The following is a 24,537-nucleotide window of genomic DNA, read 5'->3' as shown; positions in this document are numbered from 1 at the left end:
TATTTCCACTTTTTAGCTTAACTGTACAAATCCGAGGCTTTGGGCTCGGTTTGTCGTTGTGGGATATGCTGATCTTTTCGAATCAGGAAAATGGAATAAATCAGCAACAGCACCGCACCCAAGCCTGCCACCAAAGCAACGGTATAAAATAGCGGATCAGACTGCAAACGTTTGATAACGATCCCGGTAAATGCCCACGCAACGGCCAGCGAAATGTAGCCATTGACTAATCGGGTAGCAGCAAAGATGGTGATGAAAAATCCTATTAAGATCATGATTATTGCCCAGGTATCCTGCTCAAAGCCGCTTGTCCAGCGCAGGCCCACGAGCCATGCTGTTGCATTTGCAATCGTGGCTACGCTAATCCAGCCGAGGTACACTCCAAAAGGTGCTTTGGTGAGAAAACGCTCTTTGGGAGAAAGAAAATCATTGAGATTGTAAAAGCCCGAATTTGCAAATATTAGACACATAAGCAATAGTAACATAACTCCAAGCGATGCCGGAATTATTTCATAATGCCACACAACGATCCAAAGAGCATTGAGCAGAGAAGAGGCCCAAAACCAAACGCCAACGTAACGCACAATGGTGTTTCTTGCCGATGGTTTTGATGAAAAAAGGCTACCGGACTGATAGATTGTAAAGGCAATAAGCAGTAAATAAATTATTGACCAAATAGAAAATGTCAGTCCTGCTGGAACGAACACGTTAGGGTATTTGGCCGAAAGTTCGCCCGTAGTGTTTCCATTGATAGGCAGCCAATTGGCCAGGAAATTTGCGGTAATCATCACCACAAGGCAAATGATATTGGCAATTTGCAACCCTTTGGTTGTTGCGTCAGGATGCGATTCAGGAATGTATGTTTTCATAGTGCCTGGTAAAGTTAGGTTTCATGGTCATTTAGTGCCACCAAATAATATTCCAACGTAATTCCTTCGATATTTCTTCCAAAATTCTGAAAACTGGGGATTTTATTCTACTTCTTCCCATTCATAAAAGTAAATCGTAAAGGCTGGAAATCGGTGGTTAAATCATCATGATTTCTAAATTATCTTATATAAAACGATTGACAATCTTAACGTTAGCTGGTAATAATGCAAAACATGATTGATGTCAGGTATAAATGCTGGTATGCGGTACAACAATTTTAGTGGCAGGTGAAGTACTAAAATTATTTTTTATGAAAACGAAATTATTTTTTCTGGCGTCACTATTCTTTTTAACCGCCACAAGTTTTTCGATGGCTCAGAGTAGAAACTTTAAATTTGGTGTGAAAGGCGGAGCTAATTTGTCAAACCTGCGCGGAGATGATGTCTTTGTTACAAATGATCCTTCCATCCGCATTGGAAATACGAGTACCCGCCTGACGGGTTTTGTGGGCGGTGCTTTTGTTCGCTTTGGCAGTACAATTTTCATTCAGCCGGAGCTTCTTCTTTCACAGAAAGGCGGTATGTTCAATGTTTTTCGCGACGGTGCCACCAATGAAGAAAATAAAGTGGATGTGCGCTTTACAAATATTGATGTTCCGGTATTAATTGGATTTAGGGTAGGAGATGTGCTGCGGATCAACGCCGGGCCGATTGCTTCGTTGCGTATGTCCGAAAACGGTGGCTTGCGTCAGGCGCTCAATGAAATTGGTGCCAACAGCGTGCAGGACAATTTCAATCGGGCAGCACTCGGCTATCAGGCGGGTGTTGGGTTTGATATTGGGAATCTGAGCCTTGACCTGCGCTACGAAGGTAATTTTACAAATATTGTAGACGTCAATACAGACAATTCTACCCTCAATTCTCAGCTTCGCCGCAAGGGAAATTTGTGGCAAGCCACGGTGAGTTTTGCCATTTTTTAATCAACTAATTTCTCACACAACCTTTATTTTATGAAGAAAATACTGATCATAGCCGCAGCCGGCCTTATGCTGACTGTTGGTATAAGTGGATGTAAAAACAGTAAGTTGTCGCGACAGGAAAAAGGGGCAATCATTGGCGTAGGGAGCGGTGCTGCTGCCGGTGCGGTCATTGGCCGAAAGTCGGGCAATACGGCCGTTGGCGCCATCATTGGTGCGGCAGTGGGTGGTACCGCAGGCACGCTGATTGGCGTATACATGGATAAACAAGCCCGTGAGCTGGAACAAAAAGTTGAAAATGCAAAGGTTGAGCGAATTGGTGAAGGTATAAAAATGACCTTCGATTCAGGTTTGCTGTTTGGTTTTGACTCCTACGACCTGACTGCCGAAACCCGCACAAACCTTGATAATTTGGCGGAGGTAGTCAAAGAATATGATGACACCGATATTTTGATCGAAGGGCATACTGACGATGTGGGTGCCGAAGACTACAACAGGCAACTTTCGGAGCGCCGGGCCAAAGCCGTTGCGGATTATTTGCGGGATAAAAAGGTAACGCGTTCGCGCCTGAGAACCGAAGGCTACGGAGAAAATCAGCCGATTGTGTCGAATGACACGAAACGTGGACAGGACCAAAACCGCCGCGTGGAGATTGTGATTACGGCAAGTGAAAAACTAAAAAAGAATGTAAAGAAAGAGGTATCCAAAGAAGCCGCAGGCCGATAGTTTGGGTTCAATTCATTAAAAAAGCTGTGAAGGATTATCCTTCGCAGCTTTTTTAATGATCTTTTAATGAAAATTATGTACTCAGCCATTATCCATAAATTCAGGATAGAGCGTCATTCCACCGTCAATATACATGGTTTCGCCATTGACATAATCAGAATCATCAGAAGCAAGCCACGCTACGGCACGAGCGACATCTTCCGGTGTACCAATTCGCTTATAGGGAATAAGCGTCATCAACTCTTTCAATTTTTTTTCATCCTGCCACACCTCTTTGTTGATTGTGGTTTTAACAGCCCCCGGACTAATTGCGTTTATGCGTATTTTTTTTGGAGCAAGCTCCTGTGAAATAGATTTCATAAACATCAGTACTCCACCTTTGGAGGCGGCATAGTTGACATGCCCTGCCCAGGGAATGATGTCGTGTACGGAGCTCATGAGAATAATTTTCCCAAGTGCACCATCACCTTCCACAGGTTGCTCTTTGGCTTGCTTTATAAACTGCTTTGCAGCTTCGCGTGTGCACAAAAACATACCCGTTAAATTCACGTCAATTACTTTCTGCCATTGGTCCAGGGTCATTTCCAGAAATGGAGCATCTACCTGCATTCCCGCATTGCTGACCAATACATCAAGACGTCCAAAATTAGTCAGGATTTGTTCGTACATGCTTAGTACGTCCGCTTCCACGCTTACGTCTGCCTTAATAGCGATTCCGTCTCCGCCTTTTTCTTTGATTTGAGCCAACGTTTGGTTGGCTTTTTCTTCTCCACTATAATAGTTTACGATTACCGTGGCGCCTAAGCTCCCAAAGTGAATCGCACACGCCTGACCAATCCCGGAGGACGCACCCGTGACGAGCACGACCTGTCCTTTGAAATTCCTGGAATCAGTACTCATAGGGCCTCTTTCTCAACAGTTTTCAAACGTTTCCACACATTCCGGTTGATGTTCTTAACGGCCCAGTCTTTGGCCTGCAAAATGGCCAGTTTGATGGCATCAGCGGGTGAAAGGTTCTTTGAAAGCATCAATTGCTGTGCAAGCAAAATTGCCCTTTCGCGGGTGGTAGGTGATAAGTACGCTAATTCGGGTGAATGGATGGATTTGTTCATAGGTGATTTTCGTTTTTAGACAATTGATTTAAAAGAGTCAAAAAATGATACCAGTACTTGTTTTGTAGATAGTCGTGTGGATTGTAAATGAAAATTCCCATTCATGATTGGAATGGATAAAAAATCCCCATTTCATGAGAAATGGGGATTTATACGAGTTCGATTATTTTACTTCTTCAAAATTAACATCCGTTACATCTTCGCTTGCACCGTTGGCAGTAGCGCCTGCGCCACCTGCGTTAGGCTGCGAAGCAGCACCGGGGCCACCCGCTTCGGGGCCGGCAGCGTACATTTCCTGCGAAGCCGCCTGCCAGGCACCATTTAGTTTTTCCATGGCAGCGTCTATACCGGCTACATCTTTGTTTTGATGGGCGGTACGAAGTTCGGCCAAAGCTGCCTCAATGGCAGATTTGCTCGGTGCAGAAAGTTTTTCGCCGTATTCGGTCAGTTGCTTTTCGGTAGAGAAAATCAGCGTATCTGCCGCATTGATTTTATCAATCTTCTCACGCTCTGCTTTATCAGAAGCTTCATTGGCTTTGGCTTCCTGCCGCATTTTTTCGATTTCTGCATCGGTCAATCCGCTCGAAGCTTCAATTCGGATGCGCTGCTCTTTTCCGGTTCCTTTGTCGCGTGCCGAAACGTTCAGAATACCGTTGGCATCCACGTCGAAGGTTACTTCAATTTGAGGAACACCGCGTGGTGCTGGTGGAATACCGTCAAGGTGGAAACGTCCCAAAGTCCGGTTTTGATTGGCCAATGGCCGCTCGCCCTGCAAAATATGGATTTCTACCGAAGGCTGATTATCAGCTGCCGTAGAAAATGTCTCGGTCTTTTTAGATGGAATTGTTGTGTTTGATTCAACCAGCTTGGTGAAAACACTGCCCATCGTTTCGATTCCCAGTGAAAGGGGAATAACGTCCAGCAGCAGTACGTCTTTTACTTCGCCCGTCAACACACCTCCCTGAATAGCAGCACCTACGGCTACGGCTTCGTCGGGATTCACGCTTTTGGAAGGTTTTCTGCCAAAAAATTTCTCAACTTCTTCCTGAACTCGGGGAATACGGGTAGAACCACCCACCAAAATTACCTCGTTTATTTCGCTGTTGCTCATGTTGGCATTTTTCATGGCACGGCGGCAGGGCTCCATCATCCGTTGAAACAGCGTATCGGCCAATTGCTCAAATTTCGCCTTGGTGAGCGTACGAACAAGGTGCTTGGGTATTCCGTTGATCGGGAAAATATATGGTAGATTAATCTCTGTTTGGGTAGAGCTTGATAACTCAACTTTGGCTTTTTCTGCGGCTTCTTTCAAGCGTTGCAACGCCATCGCATCCTGCGTCAGGTCTACACCTTCGTCTTTTTTAAACTCATCGGCGAGCCAGTTGATAATTACCTGGTCAAAGTCGTCGCCACCGAGGTGTGTATCGCCATCGGTAGATTTTACTTCAAAAATACCGTCGCCCAATTCGAGAATAGAAATATCGAAGGTACCACCACCGAGGTCAAATACGGCAATTTTCATATCCTGATCCTGCTTGTCAAGACCATAGGCAAGAGCAGCGGCGGTAGGCTCGTTGATGATACGCTTCACATCCAAACCGGCAATTTGTCCGGCTTCTTTGGTCGCCTGACGCTCGGCATCATTGAAGTAGGCAGGAACCGTAATCACGGCCTCTGTTACTTCCTGTCCCAGATAATCTTCGGCAGTTTGTTTCATTTTTTGAAGAATCAATGCCGAAATTTCCTGCGGGGTATATAGTCTTTCACCAATACGAACCCTAGGTGTATTGTTAGGGCCTTTTTCTACATCATAGGCCACGGTTTTCATTTCACCTGAAACGTCATCATGGCGCTTGCCCATAAAACGTTTGATGGAACTAATGGTGTGTTTCGGGTTGGTAATCGCCTGACGTTTGGCAGGAGCACCTACCTTGCGTTCGCCATTGCCGTTGTCCATAAAAGCCACCACCGATGGGGTTGTTCTTGCTCCTTCGCTATTTGCTATAACTACGGGCTCGTTTCCTTCCATGACGGCTACACATGAGTTAGTTGTTCCTAAGTCAATGCCAATAATTTTTCCCATTTTTATTAATCGTTTGTTACTTTATATTAGATAATACCTTTGGTCAAAAAGCCTGTACCAGTTTCTTAATTATGATCCACTTCTGACAAATTGACAGAGATATTGTACGTAGAGGTTCACCAGACTCGTTACTTTTTGTTGTATGCGTGATTGTGTACAAGAAATGTCATTTTTTATAGAAGTCCATCAAAAAAAGTCAGGGATAGCGATCACATGTGATCGCTATCCCTGACTTTTTTACTTAAAAAATATGTAGCCTACTTATTTTCCTCCAAAAAGCCCACCGAGCAGGCCTCCGAGATCCAGTCCGCCGCCGCTTTGTTGTTGAGACGGTGCCTGTGAGCCACCGCCCATGAGGCTACCGCCAATGCGCATGAGGTCATTCATGTCCAGCTTTCCATCAGCCATTGCGTAGCCAATTTGGTTAAAATCAAAACCTGAGGAAGGCGCAGCTGATGAGGCGCCTCCGCCCATGAGACTTCCCAGAATTCCGTTGAAATCTATACTTTGATCGTTTGGATTGCTGGTTTTGCTGATAAGTCCGCTCAAAACGCCTGGTAAAACGGACGCCACGATTCCGCTTGCCGCAGAGTTTGAAATTCCGAATTTTGACATGATGCTTGAAATGGCATTTGTTGCAATACCTGATACAATTGGATTGCTCAACAGCCCGGCGCTGTTATTTTTCACAGCATTGCCGGAAAGCAGTCCCATTAGCCCACCCATATTTCCGGATTGTGCTTCCTGCTGCAAACCGCCGGTAATAGAACCCAGGAGTGTTTGCATGACATCATTGTTATTTTCGTTTGGGACGGCAGGATTTTTTACGATGGCTTCCTGTGAATTATCCTGAATAAGCCCCATTAATTGTTCTAGCATGATAGAGAATGGTTAAGTGTTGAAGTTTTATAATTTTTGACTACAAATTAATGCAAAAGTCACCCACACAAAAATCAGTCAAAAAAAAACCCTCACCGAAGTGAGGGTTGCTGTTCTTATTTAACTTTTTCGACAATTGCCTTAAAAGCTTCCGGGTGGTTCATGGCCAAATCGGCTAAAACTTTCCGATTGAGCTCAACTCCACTCGTATGAATTTTGCCCATAAAGGCAGAATAGGATAATCCGTGTTGACGGGCACCGGCGTTGATACGCTGAATCCACAGGGCACGGAAATTTCTTTTCTTCTGTTTACGACCGATGTACGAATAGCCAAGCGCTTTTTCTACCGCATTTTTGGCTACGGTCCAAACATTCTTGCGACGTCCAAAGTATCCTTTGGCCATCTTTAACATTTTTTTACGTCTTGCACGCGACGCAACGTGATTTACTGAACGAGGCATAATTTTGTTGTTTTTTGACGGTCGGTGCTTTCCTTAGCGGTACAGACTTTATAAACCGACAATCGGGTTGAAACTTGAACCAAGGGTACTCATGTGGCAATTAATTCATTGCCAGCAGGGAAAGAATGCGGGTTTCGTTGGTCACATCTACCAGACCTGTTTTCACCAGATTGCGTTTGCGCTTGGTTGATTTTTTGGTCAGGATGTGGCTATGAAATGCGTGCTTCCGTTTGATTTTTCCGGTGCCGGTAAGCTTGAATCGCTTTTTGGCGCCCGAATTTGTCTTCATTTTAGGCATGATTGAATGTCTATAATTAGTTAAAAAATTGAACAGCCCGCAAAAATACGATGATTTGGGTAAAAATAAAAATCCTGTGCGGATGCTTTCCATCTACACAGGATTTCAGGATAGGTTATTATTTATTTTTTAGGAGGAAGCGGAGCCAAAATGATGGTCATTCGCTTGCCTTCGAGTTTTGGTTCCATTTCCAGCTTGCCATAATCAGCAAGGGCTTCAGAAAATTTCTTCAACAGGTTTACTCCTCTTTCTTTAAAGACGATTGTTCTACCCACGAAGTGAACATAGGCTTTTACTTTGGCGCCTTCTTTAAGAAAACTAATGGCATGTTTTAACTTAAAGTCAAAATCATGATCATCAGTATTGGGGCCGAATCGAATTTCTTTGATGACAACCTTCTGAGCTTTGGCTTTTATTTCCTTCTGCTTTTTCTTTTGCTCATACTTGAATTTCGAGTAATCGACTACTTTACACACGGGCGGTGTAGCGGTCGGTGCAATCTCAACAAGGTCAAGACTTTGGGATTCTGCAATTGCCCGGGCTTTGTTAATATCAAAAATGCCAGGTTCTACATTTTCCCCAACCAACCGGACCTGCCGGGCGGTTATCCGTTCATTAATACGATAAGGTTCTTCGGGTACTTTAAATCTGCCGCGCGGGGGTCTTAATGCCATATGGTGTTAATTTGTAAAACAATGAGGTTTAAAGCTAAAAAGCTAGTAAAAGAAACAGGATTAATAAAAGAATAGTGCCTGTTTCCAATAATTATAGTAAGAAATTAGAAACTTGTCAAATTATTTTTTATTTCTTTCTGAAAAAAGACAATAAAATCTTCCACTTTCATAGAACCCAGATCTCCTTCACCTTTCCGGCGAATCGACACGAGTTGCTCACTTTGCTCTTTTTCTCCAACAATAAGCATGAAAGGTACCTTAGTTACTTCGGCATCCCGAATCTTCCGGCCAATTTTTTCATCCCGATGATCCACAAAACCCCGAATGTCCTGATCCTGCAAAGTAAAGAAGACTTCTTCGGCATAATCTGCATATTTTTCAGAAATCGGCAGGATCACAATTTGATCCGGTGATAGCCAAAGCGGGAACTGACCGGCGGTATTTTCTATCAGAATAGCAATAAACCGTTCCATAGAACCAAAAGGGGCCCGGTGAATCATGACCGGTTGGTGTTTCTGATTGTCCGAACCGATATATTCGAGATTAAAGCGCTGAGGAAGTTGATAATCAACCTGAATCGTTCCTAACTGCCATTTTCGACCCAACGCATCACGAACCATGAAGTCCAGTTTTGGACCGTAAAATGCAGCTTCACCCAATTCGGTTACGGTTGCCAGGCCTCGTTCGGCAGAGGCTTCGATGATTGCGCTTTCTGCTTTTTCCCAATCTTCATCCGTACCGATATACTTGGCTTTGTTTTCAGGGTCACGCAGGGATATTTGCGCACTGTAATCGTTAAAGCCCAGGGTTTTGAATACATACAAAACGAGGTCAATTACCCGCAGAAATTCTTCCTTTACCTGATCGGTCCGACAAAAAATATGGGCGTCATCCTGTGTAAATCCTCGCACTCGGGTTAATCCGTGCAATTCTCCACTTTGCTCGTAGCGGTACACTGTACCAAATTCAGCAAGGCGAAGTGGTAAATCCCGATAGGATCGGGGTTTGGTCTTATAAATTTCGCAGTGATGCGGACAGTTCATGGGTTTAAGCATAAATTCCTCATCCTCATCGGGGGTTTTTATAGGCTGAAATGAGTCCTTGCCATATTTCTCCCAGTGTCCGGACGTGACATAAAGCGCCTTACTTCCAATATGCGGCGTAACAACGGGCAGGTACCCTGCTTTCAACTGAGCTTTTTTAAGAAAACTTTCCAGGCGCTCGCGAAGCATTGCACCTTTGGGTAGCCATAAGGGCAAGCCTTGCCCTACTTTTTCAGAAAAAGCAAAGAGTTCAAGTTCTTTGCCCAATTTTCGGTGGTCGCGTTTTTTTGCTTCTTCCACCTGATGCAGGTGCTCTTCCAGTTCTTTTTGCTTTGGAAAAGTGATCCCGTAAATCCGGGTAAGCATTTTGTTTTCCTGATTGTTTCTCCAATAGGCACCTGCAATATTGGTGAGTTTTATGGCTTTAATTATCCCTGTATTGGGAATATGCGGTCCCCGGCACAAATCTGTAAAGTTGCCTTGGGTATAAAACGTGATCTGACCATCTTCCAGGCCATCAATCAATTCAAGTTTATATTCATCACCTTTTTCCGTAAAAAAAGAGATGGCATCAGCCTTGCTGATCGGTTGCCGAAGGTACTGATTTTTCCCGCGGGCGAGTTCCTGCATTTTGGCTTCAATTGCGGCAAAATCTTCCATTGATAAAGCCTGACCACCTAAATCTACATCGTAGTAAAACCCTTTTTCGAGCGAAGGTCCCGTACCAAATTTTACCCCAGGATACAGCGCTTCGAGCGCCTCGGCCAATAAGTGTGCAGACGAGTGCCAGAAGGTTGCTTTTCCCTCGGGGTCATTCCAGGTAAGAAGCGTAACGGTGGCATCGGCTTCAATCGGGCGGGAAGAGTCCCATACCTCGCCGTTCACTTTGGCTGCTAATACATTTCGGGCAAGGCCCTCGCTGATACTGAAAGCGATTTGATGTCCGGTAACTCCTTTGGGATATTCTCTAACCGAGCCATCAGGCAGGCTAATTTTGATTATTGGTTGGTCACTCATGCAATCGGTAAATAATTTTTGACACGTGTATGGTCTATTTTATGGTAATTTTTCTGGTTGAATCAGACCCAAGCTGAATGGTTCGTCGGGGCTGTATGGTTTTTATCGTAATTCTGGAAGTATCTAATGTTCTCGGAACTGCCTGAACCTCTGGACTCTTGGCAAAAATACTGCCAGGATTATAGCGATTCAATTTTCGGTTTTCAATGCGCCAAAGGCCCGCCATTGCCAGTCGATTCTCCGGATTTCGCTGACTTTCCAGGGTGTAAAACTCCGTAGCTTTTTCGTCATTACCCAATTTTTCATAGCTTAATCCTATCAGGTACTGAATTTGCGGATAGTCAGGCTGATATTTCAGGACATTTTCGTAGGCCTTCAGGGAAGTATAATAACTTTTCCATTTGAAGTAAATATGGCCAATTTCGGCCTGTGCTTCAACAAGGGTTGGTTCCAGTGCAACCGCCTTTTTAAAGCTATAAACTGCACTATCAAGGTGCATTGTTTTTTGATAAATCTTCCCGCGATCCAGGTGCAAAATGGCTTTGGAAGGATATCTTTTTATAGCTAATTCATTAAAGTACAATGCGTTCTGAATATCCCCAAGCCGAGTATAAACATTGCTCAATTGGTTGTAGGCTCTCAGTAGTTTAGGGTTTAATACCAGTGCATACCGCAGGCTTTGAATTCCCGCTGTAGTATCGGCCATGCGGCTTTGAAGCATACCCTGTACAAAATAGGCATTGCTTTCGTAAGGAGCCATTTGCATGGCAGTTTTTAAATATTGAATAGATTCCTTGTATTGCTTTTTTTCCTGAAGGATGTCAGCAAGCAATATGTACAGTTCGGGCGTATCTTTCTGCAAACCTTCGGCGCGCTGAGCGTCGGCAAGTGCCAAATCAGTTTTGTCCAGCTCCATAAGAATCTTACCGCGGAGCAGGTAGTAGTCTGCCGTATTATCTTTCAGGCTTATGGCCTGATTAATATCTGTTTCTGCCTGTGAATATTTTTCCTGTGCCAAATAAATTTTTGCCCTTTTGTATAAATTATTGTCGGTATCTATACGTCTGCGAATAAGATTTGTAAGGGCCTCTATGGCCGTATTCTGCCACTTTTCTGGATCAATAGCTGTCGGAACGGGCGGAATCCGTGTTTCGGTTCGGAGGTCGTTCTGACAGGCTATGCAGGTAACGAGCAGTAGCAGGCCAAGAGAAGTAAGTATACGGTTGTTTGTGATTCTTAACATTGTTCCGGGAAAGGTATTTAATTCTTCAACCTTTCGGGTACACAAAATTGGACATATATCTCGAATTTATTGTACATCCACGTCCGAAAATCGTGAAAATACTCCAAGTGGGAGCTTTTTCTGAAAAGAATCAGAAAGATATAATTCGCCGGACTCGTAGTTCTTTGCTCCCTTGAAGTGGCTATTCATGAGATTATCGACAATCAAAGAAGAGAATCCCAGTGAATATAAATTGATGACCAAAAAATAATTGTCTTTTTCGAGCAGCAATGCACACAGGCTCAGGAGTTCATTGAGTTGTTCTTCCAATAACCATTTTTCGCCATCGGGGCCACGTCCGTACGCCGGTGGATCAAGAATCAGCCCATTGTATTTTTTTCCTCGACGAACTTCTCTTTTAACAAATTTCATGGCATCTTCAACCACCCAACGAACGTCTTTCAGGCCACTCAACTCCATATTATCCCGTGACCAGCTGATCACTTGTTTGACCGAATCAACGTGGGTAATGTCAGCGCCACTCGCTTTGGCAGCCAATGACGCCATGCCGGTATACGCAAACAAATTAAGTACTGTTGGTTTTTCTACCGGCATAGCCCGTAGTTTTGTCGCAATAAAATCCCAGTTGACTGCTTGCTCAGGAAACAAACCCACATGCTTGAACGAAGACAAGGCCAGTCTTGCGGTTAGGTTCAATTCTGAGGTTTTATAGTGAAAATTCCACCGATCAGGAATTTCTTTCTTTACAATCCATTGTCCTTTTTCCTGAGAGCCTTTGTCTCGTCGAAACACAGCATGCGCTCTTTTGTCCCATTCGCTGTCCGTGAGAGTTTTGTCCCAAATAGCCTGTGGTTCAGGGCGGGCAAGAATATAGGGACCAAACCGCTCTAATTTTTCGTAGGCTCCTGAATCAATAAGTTCGTATTCGGAATGTTGGGTAGGGGTTAGAAGAATCAAGTTCAGAAAGTGATTTTGTTCAAATAAAAGACATTTCTGCGGCCACGGCTTTGGTCATCTCCGGTGGCAGCATTTACAATTTTTTGGGTTCCCCAGGCCAGGTAGTAGTTATTGTACCAATATTCTACGTCGTCAGTACTCGTTTTCCTGACTTTATCTCCCTGAAAACCTGTTGGTAAATCTACCTTTCGGTCGACATCAACTACGGAGTTTTCTTTTATGATCTTGGTTCGAATAGCTCCCTCGTGGCTGTAAACAAGTTGAGTACGGCCTTGTTCAGAAAGTTGTACGTTCACTTTTTCTTTCAACTCCATGCTCTTTACATTCTCAAAATTAATGCTGTTATCCCAAATTAGCTGACCTTCCTGATCAAATCCTACGACAATAGCATGAGTATATACGAAACCGTCAAAAATCTGATTATTAAATCCACCTCGTGAGCCATACAGCGGATTCCAAAGCCAGGGGTTATATAGCCCGCCGATAAAAGGAGAACCGAAAAGAAAGGGATTGCCGTAAAAAGAATTCACCCCCATCAGGTTGGAGTTATTGGTCCTGTATTCGGGATAAAAAGCTTCGGAGACCAGGATAAACTGATTGTCTTTTTGAATTATATCGTGAACCAGCAATCGGTAATTTAATTTAAGGTCACCTCCGGTTTCTTTTTTCTTTTTGATCCGACGTTCCATTTTTTCCTGCTGACGGTCATTCATAAAGGTGAAGAAATTTGCGAAATCAGTAAAGCTATGATAGCGCGTAAAAACAACTTCATCATCCACAATTTTTGTAATGAACAACCCCTGCGAAGCCGTGTTGGTGGAGGACTGCATGTTGCGATAGCCGTAGGTCCCGATCATTAATTTCGTAGTCTCGTTCAGTACCTGCAATCGACCGTTTAGCAACGTGTAGTCGTCTTCGGGTTCAACCATGATTTGTGAAAAAAGCTGACCGCTTTCGTCATAGGAATGGGCCACAATGCGGATTTGTTTTCCTCTTTTAACCGCAAAGCTAACATTGACCAGCTGATGAGTCGTGTCAATTTCGATGGATTGAATTGCATTGGAGCCCTTGATGGCGGAAGGTAAAACCTTGGTTTGAAGCGTAGAAAGATTGGTATGAATCAAAATAGGCTCCTCCCGAACCGTCCCGGCCATAAACATAGAATAGCCAAGGGTCTTGAAATCCGTAATCTGAAACCGATCAAGGGTATTAATGGTAAAGGTCTCCACAAAACCCGGACCTATATTTACTTTCACGATTTGGTAGGTCGAACTACGGTAGCGGCTAAACAGTAAAAATACTGAACGGCCATCGTAGGTAGAAGTCACATAGTCCAAACCTGCCTCAATCGTGCCATCAATAGACCACACACGTTCGAGATTGGTATCAAAGCGTTGTACATTGTAAGAGCTGCGGCTTGTTTGTGAAATGAGCAACACGCCTTTGTTACCCATAGGTACAGCCTGATAAGTTTCGCTATTGGCAGGCAACGCGAGTTCAACTCGGGTAGGTTTTTGGGCAAAAGTAGTGGTGCAAAAATAAGGAAGCATCATTAGCAAAATGAATGCTCTTCGAATTACCTTGTTAGTCATGGGCTAATCCTACGATTAAATCAAATTCTTCGGGCCGAATTGGAAGGACTGACAAGCGTGACTGACGAATCAGGGAGAGATTCTGGAAGCGCTCATCCGTTTTCAGACGGGCCAACGGTACAGTTTTAGGAAATTTCTCGACGGGTTCAAGCTCTACAACGACCCATCGGCTATCGTCTGTGGTAGGATCCGGATAATGTTCCCGAACCACTTTGGCCAATCCTACAACCTCTTTACCTTCATTGCTGTGGTAAAAAAGGACGAGATCATTTTCTTTCATAGCCATCAGATTGTTGCGGGCCTGATAGTTCCGAACGCCATCCCAAACGCTGCGCTTTTCCTTAACGAAGTGATCCCACGAATATTTGAAGGGTTCAGATTTTACAATCCAGTAGTTCATTTGACTCAATCGGCGGGTTTGTATAGGGGTAATTTTCCTGCAAGTAACAAAATTCTGAATCTCAATCAGGCATCCGCCGGGGCGAAATCTTCCAGATTCTCCACCTCCCAGGTATGATCTGCCAGCATTCGTACGCGGGCAAGGCAGGTTTTGAACGGACGTTTGCGTCCCCATTCTGCGGGTGCGACCAGCGAAAGCACATCGCAGCCATCGTGTTTTTCATATAAAAAATAAGACTCACCAACCACAGGTTCAAAACTCATCTGCGCCGAATAAATGCGCTCAGACACCTCCACCCGGTTTTTGATATGGTTGGCCTGTTCAGCCAAAAGCTGCATTTGTTTGTACAATTGAGCCAGCTGAATATCGGTTTGCTGACGCATCGCCAACAAAGAGCGACTTTTGACTTTTCCCATGTCCTCGGGGCGAATGACCGCGCCACCTGCCGTGTGGGCATATTCCATGAGACCCGGATTTTGGGCAATTTTCTCGTTTACTAGTTCTTGATTCTCCATACTTGCAATTAACTTCCGAAATTACGGATTGTTTGTCGTAGGTTCAAAACCATTTCTCGAACTTTGGGTTTTGAAACATTGCCCATGAAAATCTGGATTACCACCAAAAATAGTATACTGACCGAACCGCCACCCGAGCATCCGGAATTTTTGGTGGCTTATCATTTCGCTCAGAAATGGCTGAATGGGGCCGAAGAGTTTTCCCTAAAAACCTCCGGTTCAACGGGTATCCCCAAAATAATTACGATTCGAAGAAATCAATTAGCAGTCTCTGCCCGAATGACTGCCACCGCGCTAGATTTGCCAGGGGGCTCGCGCTGCCTGATTTGCCTCAATGTGGAGTATATTGCCGGCCTGATGATGGTCGTGCGATCTTTGGTTATGGATTGGGAAATGACCTTTGTTGAGCCGTCCAGTAACCCGCTTCTAATTCCTGAATTGAGTAAACCTTTTGACTTTCTGGCACTTGTGCCTTTGCAACTTTCAGCAATATGTGGCAATGAAACTTCGCGTGCAAGGCTGGAAGCATGCGGGAAAGTACTTGTCGGTGGAGCGCCTGTTTCCCAAACCCTGCTGACCGAAACGAGAAAATTGTCGGTGCCGGTGTACCAAAGCTATGGTATGACCGAAACGGTGTCGCACGTGGCCCTGCGACGGCTGAATGCGCCGGTTTTGGAGGAGGATTATACATTTTTACCCGAAATCGACTTTGGCACTGATGATCGCCAATGCCTGTTTGTGCGAGGAGAGGTTACTGATTTTCAATTGGTTCAGACAAATGATCTTGTAGAAATCACTTCCGAACGCACCTTCAAATGGATTGGGCGCCTGGATTCAATTATCAATTCAGGTGGCTTGAAAATACAGTTAGATAAAATTGATCAAAAAATGGAGGAATGTTGGCCAAATGATACACCTTTGCTGCCATTTTTCAGTTGGTTTGAACCCGACGACCGCCTAGGTCAAAAATTGATTGTTTTTGTCGAAGGCGAAAAAAACAGCGTGATTGAGAAGAAAATATTGCATACTCTTTCACAAAAAGTAAAGCCTTTTGAAGTTCCGAAGGCATTTTATTTTATACATGAAATAATAAAAACTCCCACGGGAAAATTGAATAAACCAGCTACCGCAGACTTGTTTTTTACAAAATAAATTATGGCAAACAAATCCAATAATCTCCCCGAAAAATTTATAATTCGCTTTCAGACAGCCGCTTATCTTCCGTCTCCGTATGCACACGAGTACTCACTTTCTTTTGATACAGCCCATGGGTCATTGGCTGTGGACTTTGTATTAAACTACCTCGATCGGGACGAACTGGATTTGGAAACTATCCTTGATGAAGGCTTTACCGAAAATGACGATTATGCCTGGAAAGGCACACTTCCCTTTGTCTGGAAAACAAGGCTGCAACAAATGGTACAGCCTAAACAACTGGTGTTGAATAGCTATATTTCTGAAAATGATTCCTTGATCGAAATTGAATTTCAGGATGAAGAGGAACAACAAAAAATTCAGTTTCCGGCAGACACCGAACTTTGGGATTATTTTTTGCAGGAAATAATTCAGGCGATTTATGAAGCTTCCGGTAAGGAGCGTCCTTTTGAACTTCGCTATTTGCACATTGAGAAAATGGAAAGTTCGCTACTGAATTTTCAGGCCAGCTTTTTACACTGTACGTTTCAGGCAACGCTGGATCAACATCCGACTGTTTTGCTTCCCTGGGAGTCTGTAAATGAGCTAATGGCAACCGTCTTTACCGCCGAGTTTATTCCCGAAGAAGCTTACCAACGCAAACCCACGCAGCCAGGCAATTACCTGTACATTGGCGATGACTTATGGTATGCCTTTGGGGAAGGAATCGTTGAACCTGCGCCAAAAAGTAAGATTTTACCAAAAATGCAACAACTTTTTGATCGACTACATCAGGAGATTCTGACCAAAATCGGTACGATTTAACTCTTCGCGCAGGTCTTCCAGCAGACTCTTAAGTTTGGGAGCCGAGGGAGTAGGTACAGGTAGTGTTTGACTAATAAAGGCGTTGATTTCCCAAACTTCCAGCACTTCCTTAATAGAAATTTCGATGGGTAGGGCTGAGGCAACATCAGAATTCAGCACCAAAATCCCTTTGGTTTTTACCAAATTTAAAGCGCGTCTACATACAATTCCGTGTTTGCGCAAGATAAAAACGTATAAAACATTGTCTTTAATGTCATACCAATTGCGGATAAATGTACCAACAAGCAACGCACCGGGAAAGGTAAAATCCAGGCCTGCCTCGAAGGCACGGTAATGCCCGGAAGGTAGATTTGGTAACTGAAAAACAGGCAAACTAGCTAGAAAAGAGGTATTTTGATGATTATTCAAATACTGCTCAGTTTGCGATTGGCGCACCCACTGAATGGTCTGATGATTTGTCGGCGAATCTTTGGCTGCTGTTTGCGTGGCTATTGGAGGGCTTTCAAAATGATTATTAAACCGCATCGGTTCCATCGTTGCCGAGGACACAGATTGTGAGTGGGGCGAAGGAAGTGTCGGATTTGGTTGATGAATAGGTTTTAGGGCAATGGGCCGGGCCACTGTCCGGAGCGTCGGACGAGGCGGCTGAAATCTCGCAATTACGGCTGCCAATGGTTGTGGAGGCTGTTGAATTGCAGTATCGTTCAGTAAAGGTGATTGCGGAGAATAGGAATCCTGATTGTATGGAAGGCCTAAATTTGGGGTTTCGCGAATTTTCCTCAGGTCATTTTTAAGCAACTGATCGACCGAAATTCCAAAGGCATGAGCCATGTTTTTCAGGTTGATCAGGTTTGGATTTGCACGGGCTTCTTCGTAAGCACCCAAAAGCGAGCGCTTGATTCCAATTTTGCGGGCAAATTGCTCCTGCGTTAAGCCGTTTAACCGCCGAAGGTATTTTATGTTGTTGCTGACGATACTCATTTTGCACGCTCCAATTTCTTTTTCAGGCTAATTGATAAAAATTTTAGTAAAAAGCAAGACACTCTTCAATTGATTTACTTTTTTTGAAATATTTAATAAAATACTTGTGATTATTCAAGAACAAAAGGTAAAATTGTTGTTTATCCTGATATACAGAACGTAAACCTTCACAAATTTTAGCAAAGCTGTATTTCAGTTCAAATCTCAATAAATCATGCTCGCAACACATACCTCAGAAATAACAACAACAACAATTCAGGCAGTTAAAAAAGTGTTTTTGCTGCAACAACAAGCAACTCAACGCCTTAAAACGGCAAGTGCTGCGGAGAGGATCGGACAATTGAAAAAACTACGTACGTATCTACTCTCGCATATGGAGGAAGCCAAGGATGCTACGTACAAAGATTTCAGAAAACCCGAAGCGGAAACAATGTTGGGGGAGATGTTTGGTGTCCTGGGAGAGTTAAACTATACCATCAAAAACCTGAAAAGGTGGATGAAACCCAAACAAGTGTCAACTCCACTAAGTGCCATTGGAACAGATAGTTATATTCAATACGAAGCCAAAGGAAATGCGCTTATTATTTCTCCCTGGAATTACCCGATCAGTTTGGCCTTAAAACCTTTGGTTTCTGCTTTGGCGGCGGGATGTACGGTTATCATAAAACCCTCCGAACTTACCCCGCATTCGTCGGCTTTTATCAAAAAAGTAATTGAAGATACCTTTTCACCCTCAGAAGTTGCTGTTTTTGAAGGAGATGCTACTCTGTCTCAGGCACTTCTTGAATTGCCGTTTAATCATATATTTTTTACGGGCAGTCCCGCAATTGGGAAAGTTGTGATGAAGGCTGCGGCTCAGCATCTCGCCTCTGTAACACTCGAATTGGGTGGAAAATCTCCCTGCATTATTGACGAAACAGTACAAATGGCCGATACGGCCCGCAAGGTAGCCTGGGCTAAATTTCTGAATAATGGCCAAACCTGCATTGCTCCCGACTATGTGCTGGTACATCGTTCGGTGAAAGATTCATTCGTCAAAGAGTTTGGGAAGGCTATTCAGGAAATGTACTTTTCTAATGGAACTACCGCCGAAACGTCTGAAAGCTATTGCCGAATCGTGAATGAAAAACACTTTCAACGGCTGGACAATTACCTGCACGATGCGGTTGGGAAAGGTGCCAAACTGGAAGTTGGTGGAAAGACAACTGCCCAAGAAAATTTTATTGAACCCACGCTTATTTCGCACGTAACGGATGAGATGCTGCTAATGCAGGAAGAAATTTTTGGTCCTTTACTACCTCTTCGTACCTACGAAACGCTGGACGAAGTCATTGACTATATCAATCAGGGAGAAAAACCTTTGGCGTTGTATATCAATAGCCGAAATGCAAAAACTGTTGAAACACTTCTGAACAGCACCACAGCCGGAGATGCATTGGTAAACGAATTTTTACTACAATTTGGTAATCATGAAATTCCTTTTGGCGGAGTTAATAATAGTGGAATCGGAAAATCGAATGGTTTTTTCGGATTTGAAGAATTTTCCAACCGAAAAGGGGTCATGAAGCGAAGGTTTGGAACTATGAAATTTTTGTATCCTCCTTATTCCGAACGAATTAATAAACTCCTTAATTGGGCAGTAAAATACGTGTGAACAAAAAAGTCGGGGCTCGTTTTGAAGAGTCCCGACTTTTTTGCATTTAAAAAAACTATGAATAAATCTCCTTCCGGGTTGCTTTCAACGTATTGGTAAGCAATCCACAGATCGTCATGAGCCCAACTCCACCGGGAACTGGCGTGATGTAGCTGGTTTTTGGTGCTACATCCGCAAAATTTACGTCGCCCTTGATCGCAAATCCACTCTTTTTGGAAGGATCAGCTACGCGTGTAATACCAACATCAACTACCACAGCGCCTTCTTTGACATAGTCAGCGGTAACAAACTCGGGTCGTCCTAAGGCTACGATCAAAATATCGGCAGTTTGACAAATTTCTTTCAGATTTTGCGTTTTGCTGTGGCAAATCGTAACTGTGCAATTGCCCGGATTAGCATTCCGCTGCATCAAAATACTCATCGGAAGCCCTACAATCTGACTTCGTCCGATTACTACACAGTGCTTGCCCGATGTTTCGATAGTGGCCCGTTGCAGCATTTCCAATATACCAAACGGCGTTGCAGACAGGTAAGCAGGTAAGCCTTTGCACATTCTTCCCACGTTGATTGGATGAAAACCATCGACATCTTTAGCCGGGTGAATGGCTTCCATAATGGTGTTTTCGGAAATGTGTTTGGGAAGAGGTAGCTGCACAATAAATCCATCCACATCAGCATCGTTATTGAGTGTCTGAACGGCTGCAAGGACTTCGGTTTCGGTAACGTCCGGGTTTAAACGAACGAGTGTTGATGAAAAACCAATTTCTTCACAACTTCTGATTTTGGATGCAACGTAGGTCTCACTCGCGCCGTCGTTGCCTACCAAAATAGCGGCCAAATGTGGTTTTTTGCCTCCGGTGGCTGTCCACTCTTCAACTTGTTGTTTTATTTCGGATTTTATAATTGTGGAAAGCGCCTTTCCGTCAAGGAGTTGCATAAATAAAGAATTGTATTGTACAGGTAAAAATATTATTATAAATACGACATCGGATCTTCTGCGACCCGAATCTGTGTTTCAAAGCTATTAAGCAAGTGCATGTCTTCCTCCGAAATTTCAAAATCCCACACGTCAAAATTTTGTTCAATTCGGTCTTTTTTTACCGATTTAGGAATTGTTACCACTCCATGCTGCATGGACCAACGAATTAATACCTGATAGGTAGATTTTCCGCAACGCTGGGCCACCGCATTCAAAACCTCATTATCTTCGGCTTTTCCCCGAACCAACGGTGCATATCCTTCGGGTTGTATTCCCAGGTTTTTACAATAAGTCAATAAATCAGGTAAAAAAAGGAATGGATTAAACTCAAACTGATTGACCATAGGCATAATCTCGGCATAGGTTTGCAATTCTTCGAGGTGAGGTTCATAGTAGTTTGACACACCAATAGCCCGAACCCGACCTTCTGTGTACAACTTTTCCAGCGCTTTCCAGGTTGCTTCCCGGTGTTCTCGCACCGGCCAATGAATCAGGTACAAATCCAGATAGTCTGTTTGCAGGCGGTTCAGGCTTCGGTCAAATGCTTTGAAGGTTTCTTCGTAGCCTTGTTCGTCATTATAGACTTTTGACGTAATGAAAATTTCTTTTCGGTCAATTCCGCTTTTAAGAATTCCTTTTCCTACTTCTTCTTCATTTTTATAAATACTAGCCGTATCAATCATACGATAGCCCGCTGCGAGTGCGTAAGCTACCGCATTGCTTACTTCATCAAGTGTGCCCGGTGCATAAATGCCAAGACCGAGCAAAGGCATCTCTATGCCATTCTGTAAAGTGACGGTTTTGTTCATCCTGTTGTGTAATTATTCACCAGTAAATCAAAAACTTTTGCGGCTCCCACGGTTGCTTTTTCCTGGATGAAAGTCATATTCTTTTGTTGTCTCAGGTCCGGAAGTGAAGGGTCGATCAGGAAAACCGGGACCTTTGGAGAAACAAAATGAACAAGACCTGCCGCAGGATAAACCGCTAAGGATGTGCCTATTACCAGAAAAATATCCGCTTGCTCAGTAATGCGAATGGCATCATCCATCATTGGTACTTCCTCTCCAAACCACACAATGTGAGGCCTTAATTGGCTGCCATCTTCGCCAAGGTCGCCCAGACCTAATTCCCAACCATCCAGTTCATAAATCAGGTCAGGGTTTTTTGTACTGCGGACTTTGAATAATTCCCCGTGCAGATGCAGCACCTGAGTAGATCCGGCCCGTTCGTGCAAATTGTCCACATTTTGAGTAATAATGCTTACGTCAAAATATTCTTCCAGCTTGACCAGAATCTTATGAGCGTCGTTGGGCTCAACGGTCAGCGCCTGTTTTCGCCTCTGATTATAAAATTCGAGCACCAAAGCCGGGTTTTTGCGGAACCCCTCCGGCGTAGCGACCTCTTCCACCCGATGGTTTTCCCACAAGCCTCCACTGTCCCGAAATGTGCGAATACCACTTTCGGCACTTATACCAGCTCCCGACAAAACCACGAGTTTTTTCATTGGATAAAGTCGCTTTATTCCTTCGTTTTCTTCGCCTTTGGAGCCGCTGCTTTGGTTTTGGCCGCTGCCTTAGTTTTTGTGGCTGCCTTGGCTTTCGGTGCTGCCTTGGCTTTGGCCGGAGCTTTTTCTTCGGTTAATTCGGCTATTTTTACCACATCTTCGTAGGTTAGCGAAGCAGGTTCGGTGCCTTTCGGAATTTTTAAATTTCGTTTGCCAAAAGCGATGTAGGGACCATATCTGCCATTGATGACTTTCACATTTGGATTTTCGTCATATTCCCGGATCAGCCGATTGCTTTCAAGCACACGTTTGGCAGTAATAATTTCTACCAATCGCTCGGTCGTTACGGCCATCGGGTCGTCGGTAGGAGCAAGGGAATAAAATTTGTCGTCGTGTTTTACATACGGGCCATATTTGCCAATATTTACCACCAGACTTTTATCCTCATAAAAACCGACTTCACGCGGAAGTTTGAACAACTCCATGGCGTCATGGAACGTGATAGTTTCCATGAGTTGTCCTTTCAGAAGGCTGGCAAAGCGTGGTTTTTCTTCGTCTTCTACATCGCCAATCTGCACGTAGGGGCCATATTTTCCCACCCGTACGCTGACTTTTTTACCCGTTTCCGGGTCTTCCCCAATCTCCCGGGTTGTCAGGCTTTTATCTATTTTTTCGCCGGCTGCATCAGATACCCGTTTATGGAAATTCTGATAAAAACCGTCAATCATATCCTGCCAGCGTACTTTACCTTCGGCGATATTATCAAAATCTTTTTCGACATTAGCCGTAAAAGAAAAATCCACAATATCCTGAAAATGATTGACCAGAAAATCATTGACAATCATACCCGCGCTTGTGGGGAAAAGCTTTGATTTCTCAGTGCCAAAAACTTCGGTATTGACCTGCTGCCTAATCGTATCGTCTTTCAGGGTGATTTCCTTAAACTTCCGTTCCTGACCCGTACGGTCTTCTTTTACCACATACTCCCGTCGGATGATCGTCGATATAGTCGGAGCGTAGGTTGAAGGACGGCCTATGCCCATTTCTTCCAGCTTTTTTACCAGACTTGCTTCCGTATACCGGGGTGGATTTCGAGTAAAACGCTCAATCGCCTTCAAGTGATCGAGATTAAGTTTTTGATCAATATTCAACGGTGGCAGCATGCCTTTTTGCTCTTCGTCCTCCTCATCACTTGATTCCAGATAAACTTTCAGAAAACCTTCAAATTTGATGACTTCTCCCTGTGCAATCAGTTCTTCTTTTGTTTTTGAAATCGAAATCGTTGCCGTTGTACGTTCGAGACGGGCGTCAGCCATTTGGGAGGCAATTGCACGTTTCCAGATCAATTCGTACAACCGCTGTTCGTTTCGGTCTTTACTTCCGACAAGTGTTGAAAAATCCGTTGGCCGAATAGCCTCGTGTGCTTCCTGCGCTGATTCTGACTTAGTTTTAAATATCCGACGGAAGTAAAAATCTGTCCCGTATTCGGTTTCAATCTGCGTTTTAGCCTTTTGCAACGCTTCCTCCGACAAGTTAGTTGAGTCCGTACGCATGTAGGAAATTTTCCCTGCTTCGTATAGTTTCTGAGCAACGGTCATGGTTTGTGAAACCGAAAAACTCAGCTTACGGGAAGCTTCCTGTTGCAGGGTAGAAGTTGTAAACGGCGCTGCGGGTGTTTTCTTGGCCGGTTTGGTTTCCAGATTTTTGATATGGAAATCGGCTCCTACGCATTTTTCTACAAATTGAAGTGCCAACTCTTCTGTTTCAAAATTCTTAGGGAGCTCGGCATTCAGAACTTTTCCTGCACCCAAATCAAAACGAGCGGTAATTTTGTAGCTGCTTTTGGTCTGAAAAGCCTCAATTTCGCGTTCACGGTCTACGATTACACGAACCGCCACCGACTGCACTCGCCCGGCAGAAAGCGAGGATTTTCCGATTCGTATCTTTTTCCAAAGGATAGGCGAGAGTTCATACCCTACCAAACGATCCAAAATCCGGCGAGCCTGTTGGGCATTCACCAAATCAATATCAATAGTCCGGGGTTTACCAATGGCATTCTGCAAAGCAGTTTTGGTGATTTCCCTAAACACAATGCGTTTGGTAGAATCGGGGAGACCAAGGGCTTCTTTCAAGTGCCAGGAGATTGCCTCTCCTTCGCGGTCATCGTCCGTTGCGAGCCACACTTCGGAATCTTTGGCAAGTTTTTTTAGCTCATTTATAACTTTGACTTTATCAGCCGAAACTTCATACACCGGCGTGTAGCCATTTTCGGTATCTACGCCCATGTCATGCTCAGGTAAATCACGTACGTGACCATAGCTTGACATGACCGTAAAATCGGATCCTAAGTATTTTTCAATCGTCTTGGCCTTGGCCGGTGACTCAACGATCACCAGGTTTTTTGACATAAGATAGGTGTTTGGTATTTGATAAAATGGTGCTTTGCCCGCTTCAAATATAGAGTAGATTCTATGAAAAGATAAACTGCTGTGATAAATGTATTGTTAATGTGAATTTACTTCAACAGTTTTTTTGAGACCGGCAAAATTGTACTTTTTGACTGATAATCACATCAGATACTTTAATTGAATTCTGCAATTTTGAACAAAATTAA

At 43.9% G+C, this 24,537-nt stretch carries 24 protein-coding genes; 5 read left to right on the top strand and 19 right to left on the bottom strand.

The window, feature by feature from the left end:
* Window positions 1-17: 17 nt before the first annotated feature.
* Window positions 18-869, bottom strand: coding sequence for a tryptophan-rich sensory protein (locus tag EZE20_RS08095; RefSeq protein ID WP_132116339.1), 852 nt, complete (start codon window positions 867-869; stop codon window positions 18-20).
* A 311-nt stretch (window positions 870-1,180) separates the two neighbouring features.
* Between EZE20_RS08095 and EZE20_RS08090 the strand changes: the two genes are divergently transcribed.
* Together EZE20_RS08090 and EZE20_RS08085 are read left to right on the top strand one after the other, a co-directional pair.
* A complete protein-coding gene (locus EZE20_RS08090; protein WP_165933436.1) occupies window positions 1,181-1,849 on the top strand; it encodes a porin family protein in 669 nt (222 codons plus the stop codon).
* Between the two features lie 30 nt (window positions 1,850-1,879).
* On the top strand, window positions 1,880-2,572 hold the full coding sequence (locus EZE20_RS08085; protein ID WP_132116335.1) for an OmpA family protein: 693 nt from the start codon (window positions 1,880-1,882) through the stop codon (window positions 2,570-2,572).
* Between the two features lie 81 nt (window positions 2,573-2,653).
* Here the strand turns inward: EZE20_RS08085 and EZE20_RS08080 are convergent, their stop codons facing one another.
* The 13 genes from EZE20_RS08080 to EZE20_RS08020 all read right to left on the bottom strand — a co-directional run bounded on the left by EZE20_RS08080 (window position 2,654) and on the right by EZE20_RS08020 (window position 14,846).
* Window positions 2,654-3,472: a glucose 1-dehydrogenase gene (locus EZE20_RS08080; RefSeq protein WP_132116333.1), complete on the bottom strand. Its 819-nt coding sequence runs from the start codon at window positions 3,470-3,472 to the stop codon at window positions 2,654-2,656.
* Window positions 3,469-3,684 (bottom strand): hypothetical protein, encoded by a 216-nt coding sequence (locus EZE20_RS08075; protein WP_132116331.1) that lies wholly within the window; start codon window positions 3,682-3,684, stop codon window positions 3,469-3,471. Before EZE20_RS08075 ends, EZE20_RS08080 begins: the two co-directional genes overlap by 4 nt.
* A gap of 163 nt (window positions 3,685-3,847) precedes the next feature.
* On the bottom strand, window positions 3,848-5,767 hold the full coding sequence (gene dnaK / locus EZE20_RS08070; RefSeq protein WP_132116329.1) for a molecular chaperone DnaK: 1,920 nt from the start codon (window positions 5,765-5,767) through the stop codon (window positions 3,848-3,850).
* A 261-nt stretch (window positions 5,768-6,028) separates the two neighbouring features.
* Complete coding sequence (locus EZE20_RS08065) at window positions 6,029-6,646, bottom strand: DUF937 domain-containing protein (RefSeq protein WP_132116327.1); 618 nt, start codon at window positions 6,644-6,646, stop codon at window positions 6,029-6,031.
* 116 nt (window positions 6,647-6,762) lie between these two features.
* The gene (rplT, locus tag EZE20_RS08060) at window positions 6,763-7,107 is read right to left on the bottom strand and encodes a 50S ribosomal protein L20 (RefSeq protein ID WP_132116325.1); all 345 of its coding nucleotides are present in this window, start codon (window positions 7,105-7,107) and stop codon (window positions 6,763-6,765) included.
* A gap of 100 nt (window positions 7,108-7,207) precedes the next feature.
* Complete coding sequence (gene rpmI / locus EZE20_RS08055) at window positions 7,208-7,405, bottom strand: 50S ribosomal protein L35 (RefSeq protein WP_132116323.1); 198 nt, start codon at window positions 7,403-7,405, stop codon at window positions 7,208-7,210.
* A 122-nt stretch (window positions 7,406-7,527) separates the two neighbouring features.
* Complete coding sequence (gene infC / locus EZE20_RS08050; RefSeq protein WP_132116321.1) at window positions 7,528-8,079, bottom strand: translation initiation factor IF-3; 552 nt, start codon at window positions 8,077-8,079, stop codon at window positions 7,528-7,530.
* Between the two features lie 104 nt (window positions 8,080-8,183).
* Entirely contained in the window at window positions 8,184-10,139 is a 1,956-nt protein-coding gene (gene thrS, locus EZE20_RS08045; protein WP_132116319.1) for a threonine--tRNA ligase, read from the bottom strand.
* A gap of 34 nt (window positions 10,140-10,173) precedes the next feature.
* Window positions 10,174-11,382, bottom strand: a complete 1,209-nt coding sequence (locus tag EZE20_RS08040; protein WP_132116317.1) for a tetratricopeptide repeat protein — start codon at window positions 11,380-11,382, stop codon at window positions 10,174-10,176.
* Window positions 11,383-11,448: 66 nt separating this feature from the next.
* Window positions 11,449-12,339, bottom strand: a complete 891-nt coding sequence (locus EZE20_RS08035; protein WP_132116315.1) for a class I SAM-dependent methyltransferase — start codon at window positions 12,337-12,339, stop codon at window positions 11,449-11,451.
* A 2-nt stretch (window positions 12,340-12,341) separates the two neighbouring features.
* Window positions 12,342-13,931, bottom strand: a complete 1,590-nt coding sequence (locus tag EZE20_RS08030; RefSeq protein WP_132116313.1) for a hypothetical protein — start codon at window positions 13,929-13,931, stop codon at window positions 12,342-12,344.
* Window positions 13,924-14,331: an EVE domain-containing protein gene (locus EZE20_RS08025; RefSeq protein ID WP_132116311.1), complete on the bottom strand. Its 408-nt coding sequence runs from the start codon at window positions 14,329-14,331 to the stop codon at window positions 13,924-13,926. The genes EZE20_RS08030 and EZE20_RS08025 overlap by 8 nt, the downstream gene beginning before the upstream one ends.
* Window positions 14,332-14,396: 65 nt before the next feature.
* Window positions 14,397-14,846, bottom strand: coding sequence for a DUF2452 domain-containing protein (locus EZE20_RS08020; RefSeq protein WP_132116309.1), 450 nt, complete (start codon window positions 14,844-14,846; stop codon window positions 14,397-14,399).
* A gap of 84 nt (window positions 14,847-14,930) precedes the next feature.
* On the opposite strand from EZE20_RS08020, the gene EZE20_RS08015 reads away from it, so the two are divergent.
* On the top strand, window positions 14,931-15,998 hold the full coding sequence (locus tag EZE20_RS08015) for an AMP-binding protein (RefSeq protein WP_132116307.1): 1,068 nt from the start codon (window positions 14,931-14,933) through the stop codon (window positions 15,996-15,998).
* A 3-nt stretch (window positions 15,999-16,001) separates the two neighbouring features.
* The gene (locus EZE20_RS08010; protein ID WP_132116305.1) at window positions 16,002-16,805 is read left to right on the top strand and encodes a hypothetical protein; all 804 of its coding nucleotides are present in this window, start codon (window positions 16,002-16,004) and stop codon (window positions 16,803-16,805) included.
* On the opposite strand, the gene EZE20_RS08005 is transcribed toward EZE20_RS08010, so the two are convergent.
* Window positions 16,767-17,786, bottom strand: coding sequence for a helix-turn-helix transcriptional regulator (locus tag EZE20_RS08005; RefSeq protein WP_132116303.1), 1,020 nt, complete (start codon window positions 17,784-17,786; stop codon window positions 16,767-16,769). The two genes, EZE20_RS08010 and EZE20_RS08005, sit on opposite strands and share 39 nt — an antisense overlap.
* A gap of 214 nt (window positions 17,787-18,000) precedes the next feature.
* On the opposite strand from EZE20_RS08005, the gene EZE20_RS08000 reads away from it, so the two are divergent.
* Window positions 18,001-19,440 (top strand): aldehyde dehydrogenase family protein, encoded by a 1,440-nt coding sequence (locus EZE20_RS08000; protein WP_132116301.1) that lies wholly within the window; start codon window positions 18,001-18,003, stop codon window positions 19,438-19,440.
* A 55-nt stretch (window positions 19,441-19,495) separates the two neighbouring features.
* Here EZE20_RS08000 and EZE20_RS07995 read toward each other — a convergent pair whose 3' ends face one another.
* From EZE20_RS07995 to topA, 4 genes are read right to left on the bottom strand one after another with little or no spacing between them, the layout of a single operon-like run.
* Window positions 19,496-20,377 carry a bifunctional 5,10-methylenetetrahydrofolate dehydrogenase/5,10-methenyltetrahydrofolate cyclohydrolase gene (locus EZE20_RS07995; protein ID WP_132116299.1) on the bottom strand — a complete coding sequence of 294 codons (882 nt, stop codon included), beginning with the start codon at window positions 20,375-20,377 and terminating at the stop codon, window positions 19,496-19,498.
* 35 nt (window positions 20,378-20,412) lie between these two features.
* Window positions 20,413-21,228, bottom strand: coding sequence for an aldo/keto reductase (locus tag EZE20_RS07990; protein ID WP_132116297.1), 816 nt, complete (start codon window positions 21,226-21,228; stop codon window positions 20,413-20,415).
* The gene (locus tag EZE20_RS07985; protein ID WP_132116295.1) at window positions 21,225-21,923 is read right to left on the bottom strand and encodes an SIR2 family NAD-dependent protein deacylase; all 699 of its coding nucleotides are present in this window, start codon (window positions 21,921-21,923) and stop codon (window positions 21,225-21,227) included. Before EZE20_RS07985 ends, EZE20_RS07990 begins: the two co-directional genes overlap by 4 nt.
* Window positions 21,924-21,937: 14 nt before the next feature.
* Window positions 21,938-24,331, bottom strand: coding sequence for a type I DNA topoisomerase (gene topA / locus EZE20_RS07980; protein WP_132116293.1), 2,394 nt, complete (start codon window positions 24,329-24,331; stop codon window positions 21,938-21,940).
* Window positions 24,332-24,537: the final 206 nt, after the last annotated feature.

It is taken from the genome of Arundinibacter roseus (assembly GCF_004348825.1).
GTDB classification, from domain to species: Bacteria; Bacteroidota; Bacteroidia; order Cytophagales; family Spirosomataceae; genus Arundinibacter; species Arundinibacter roseus.
The sequence above is the reverse complement of the archived record's forward strand: the minus strand, read 5'-3'. Positions and strand labels throughout refer to the sequence as shown.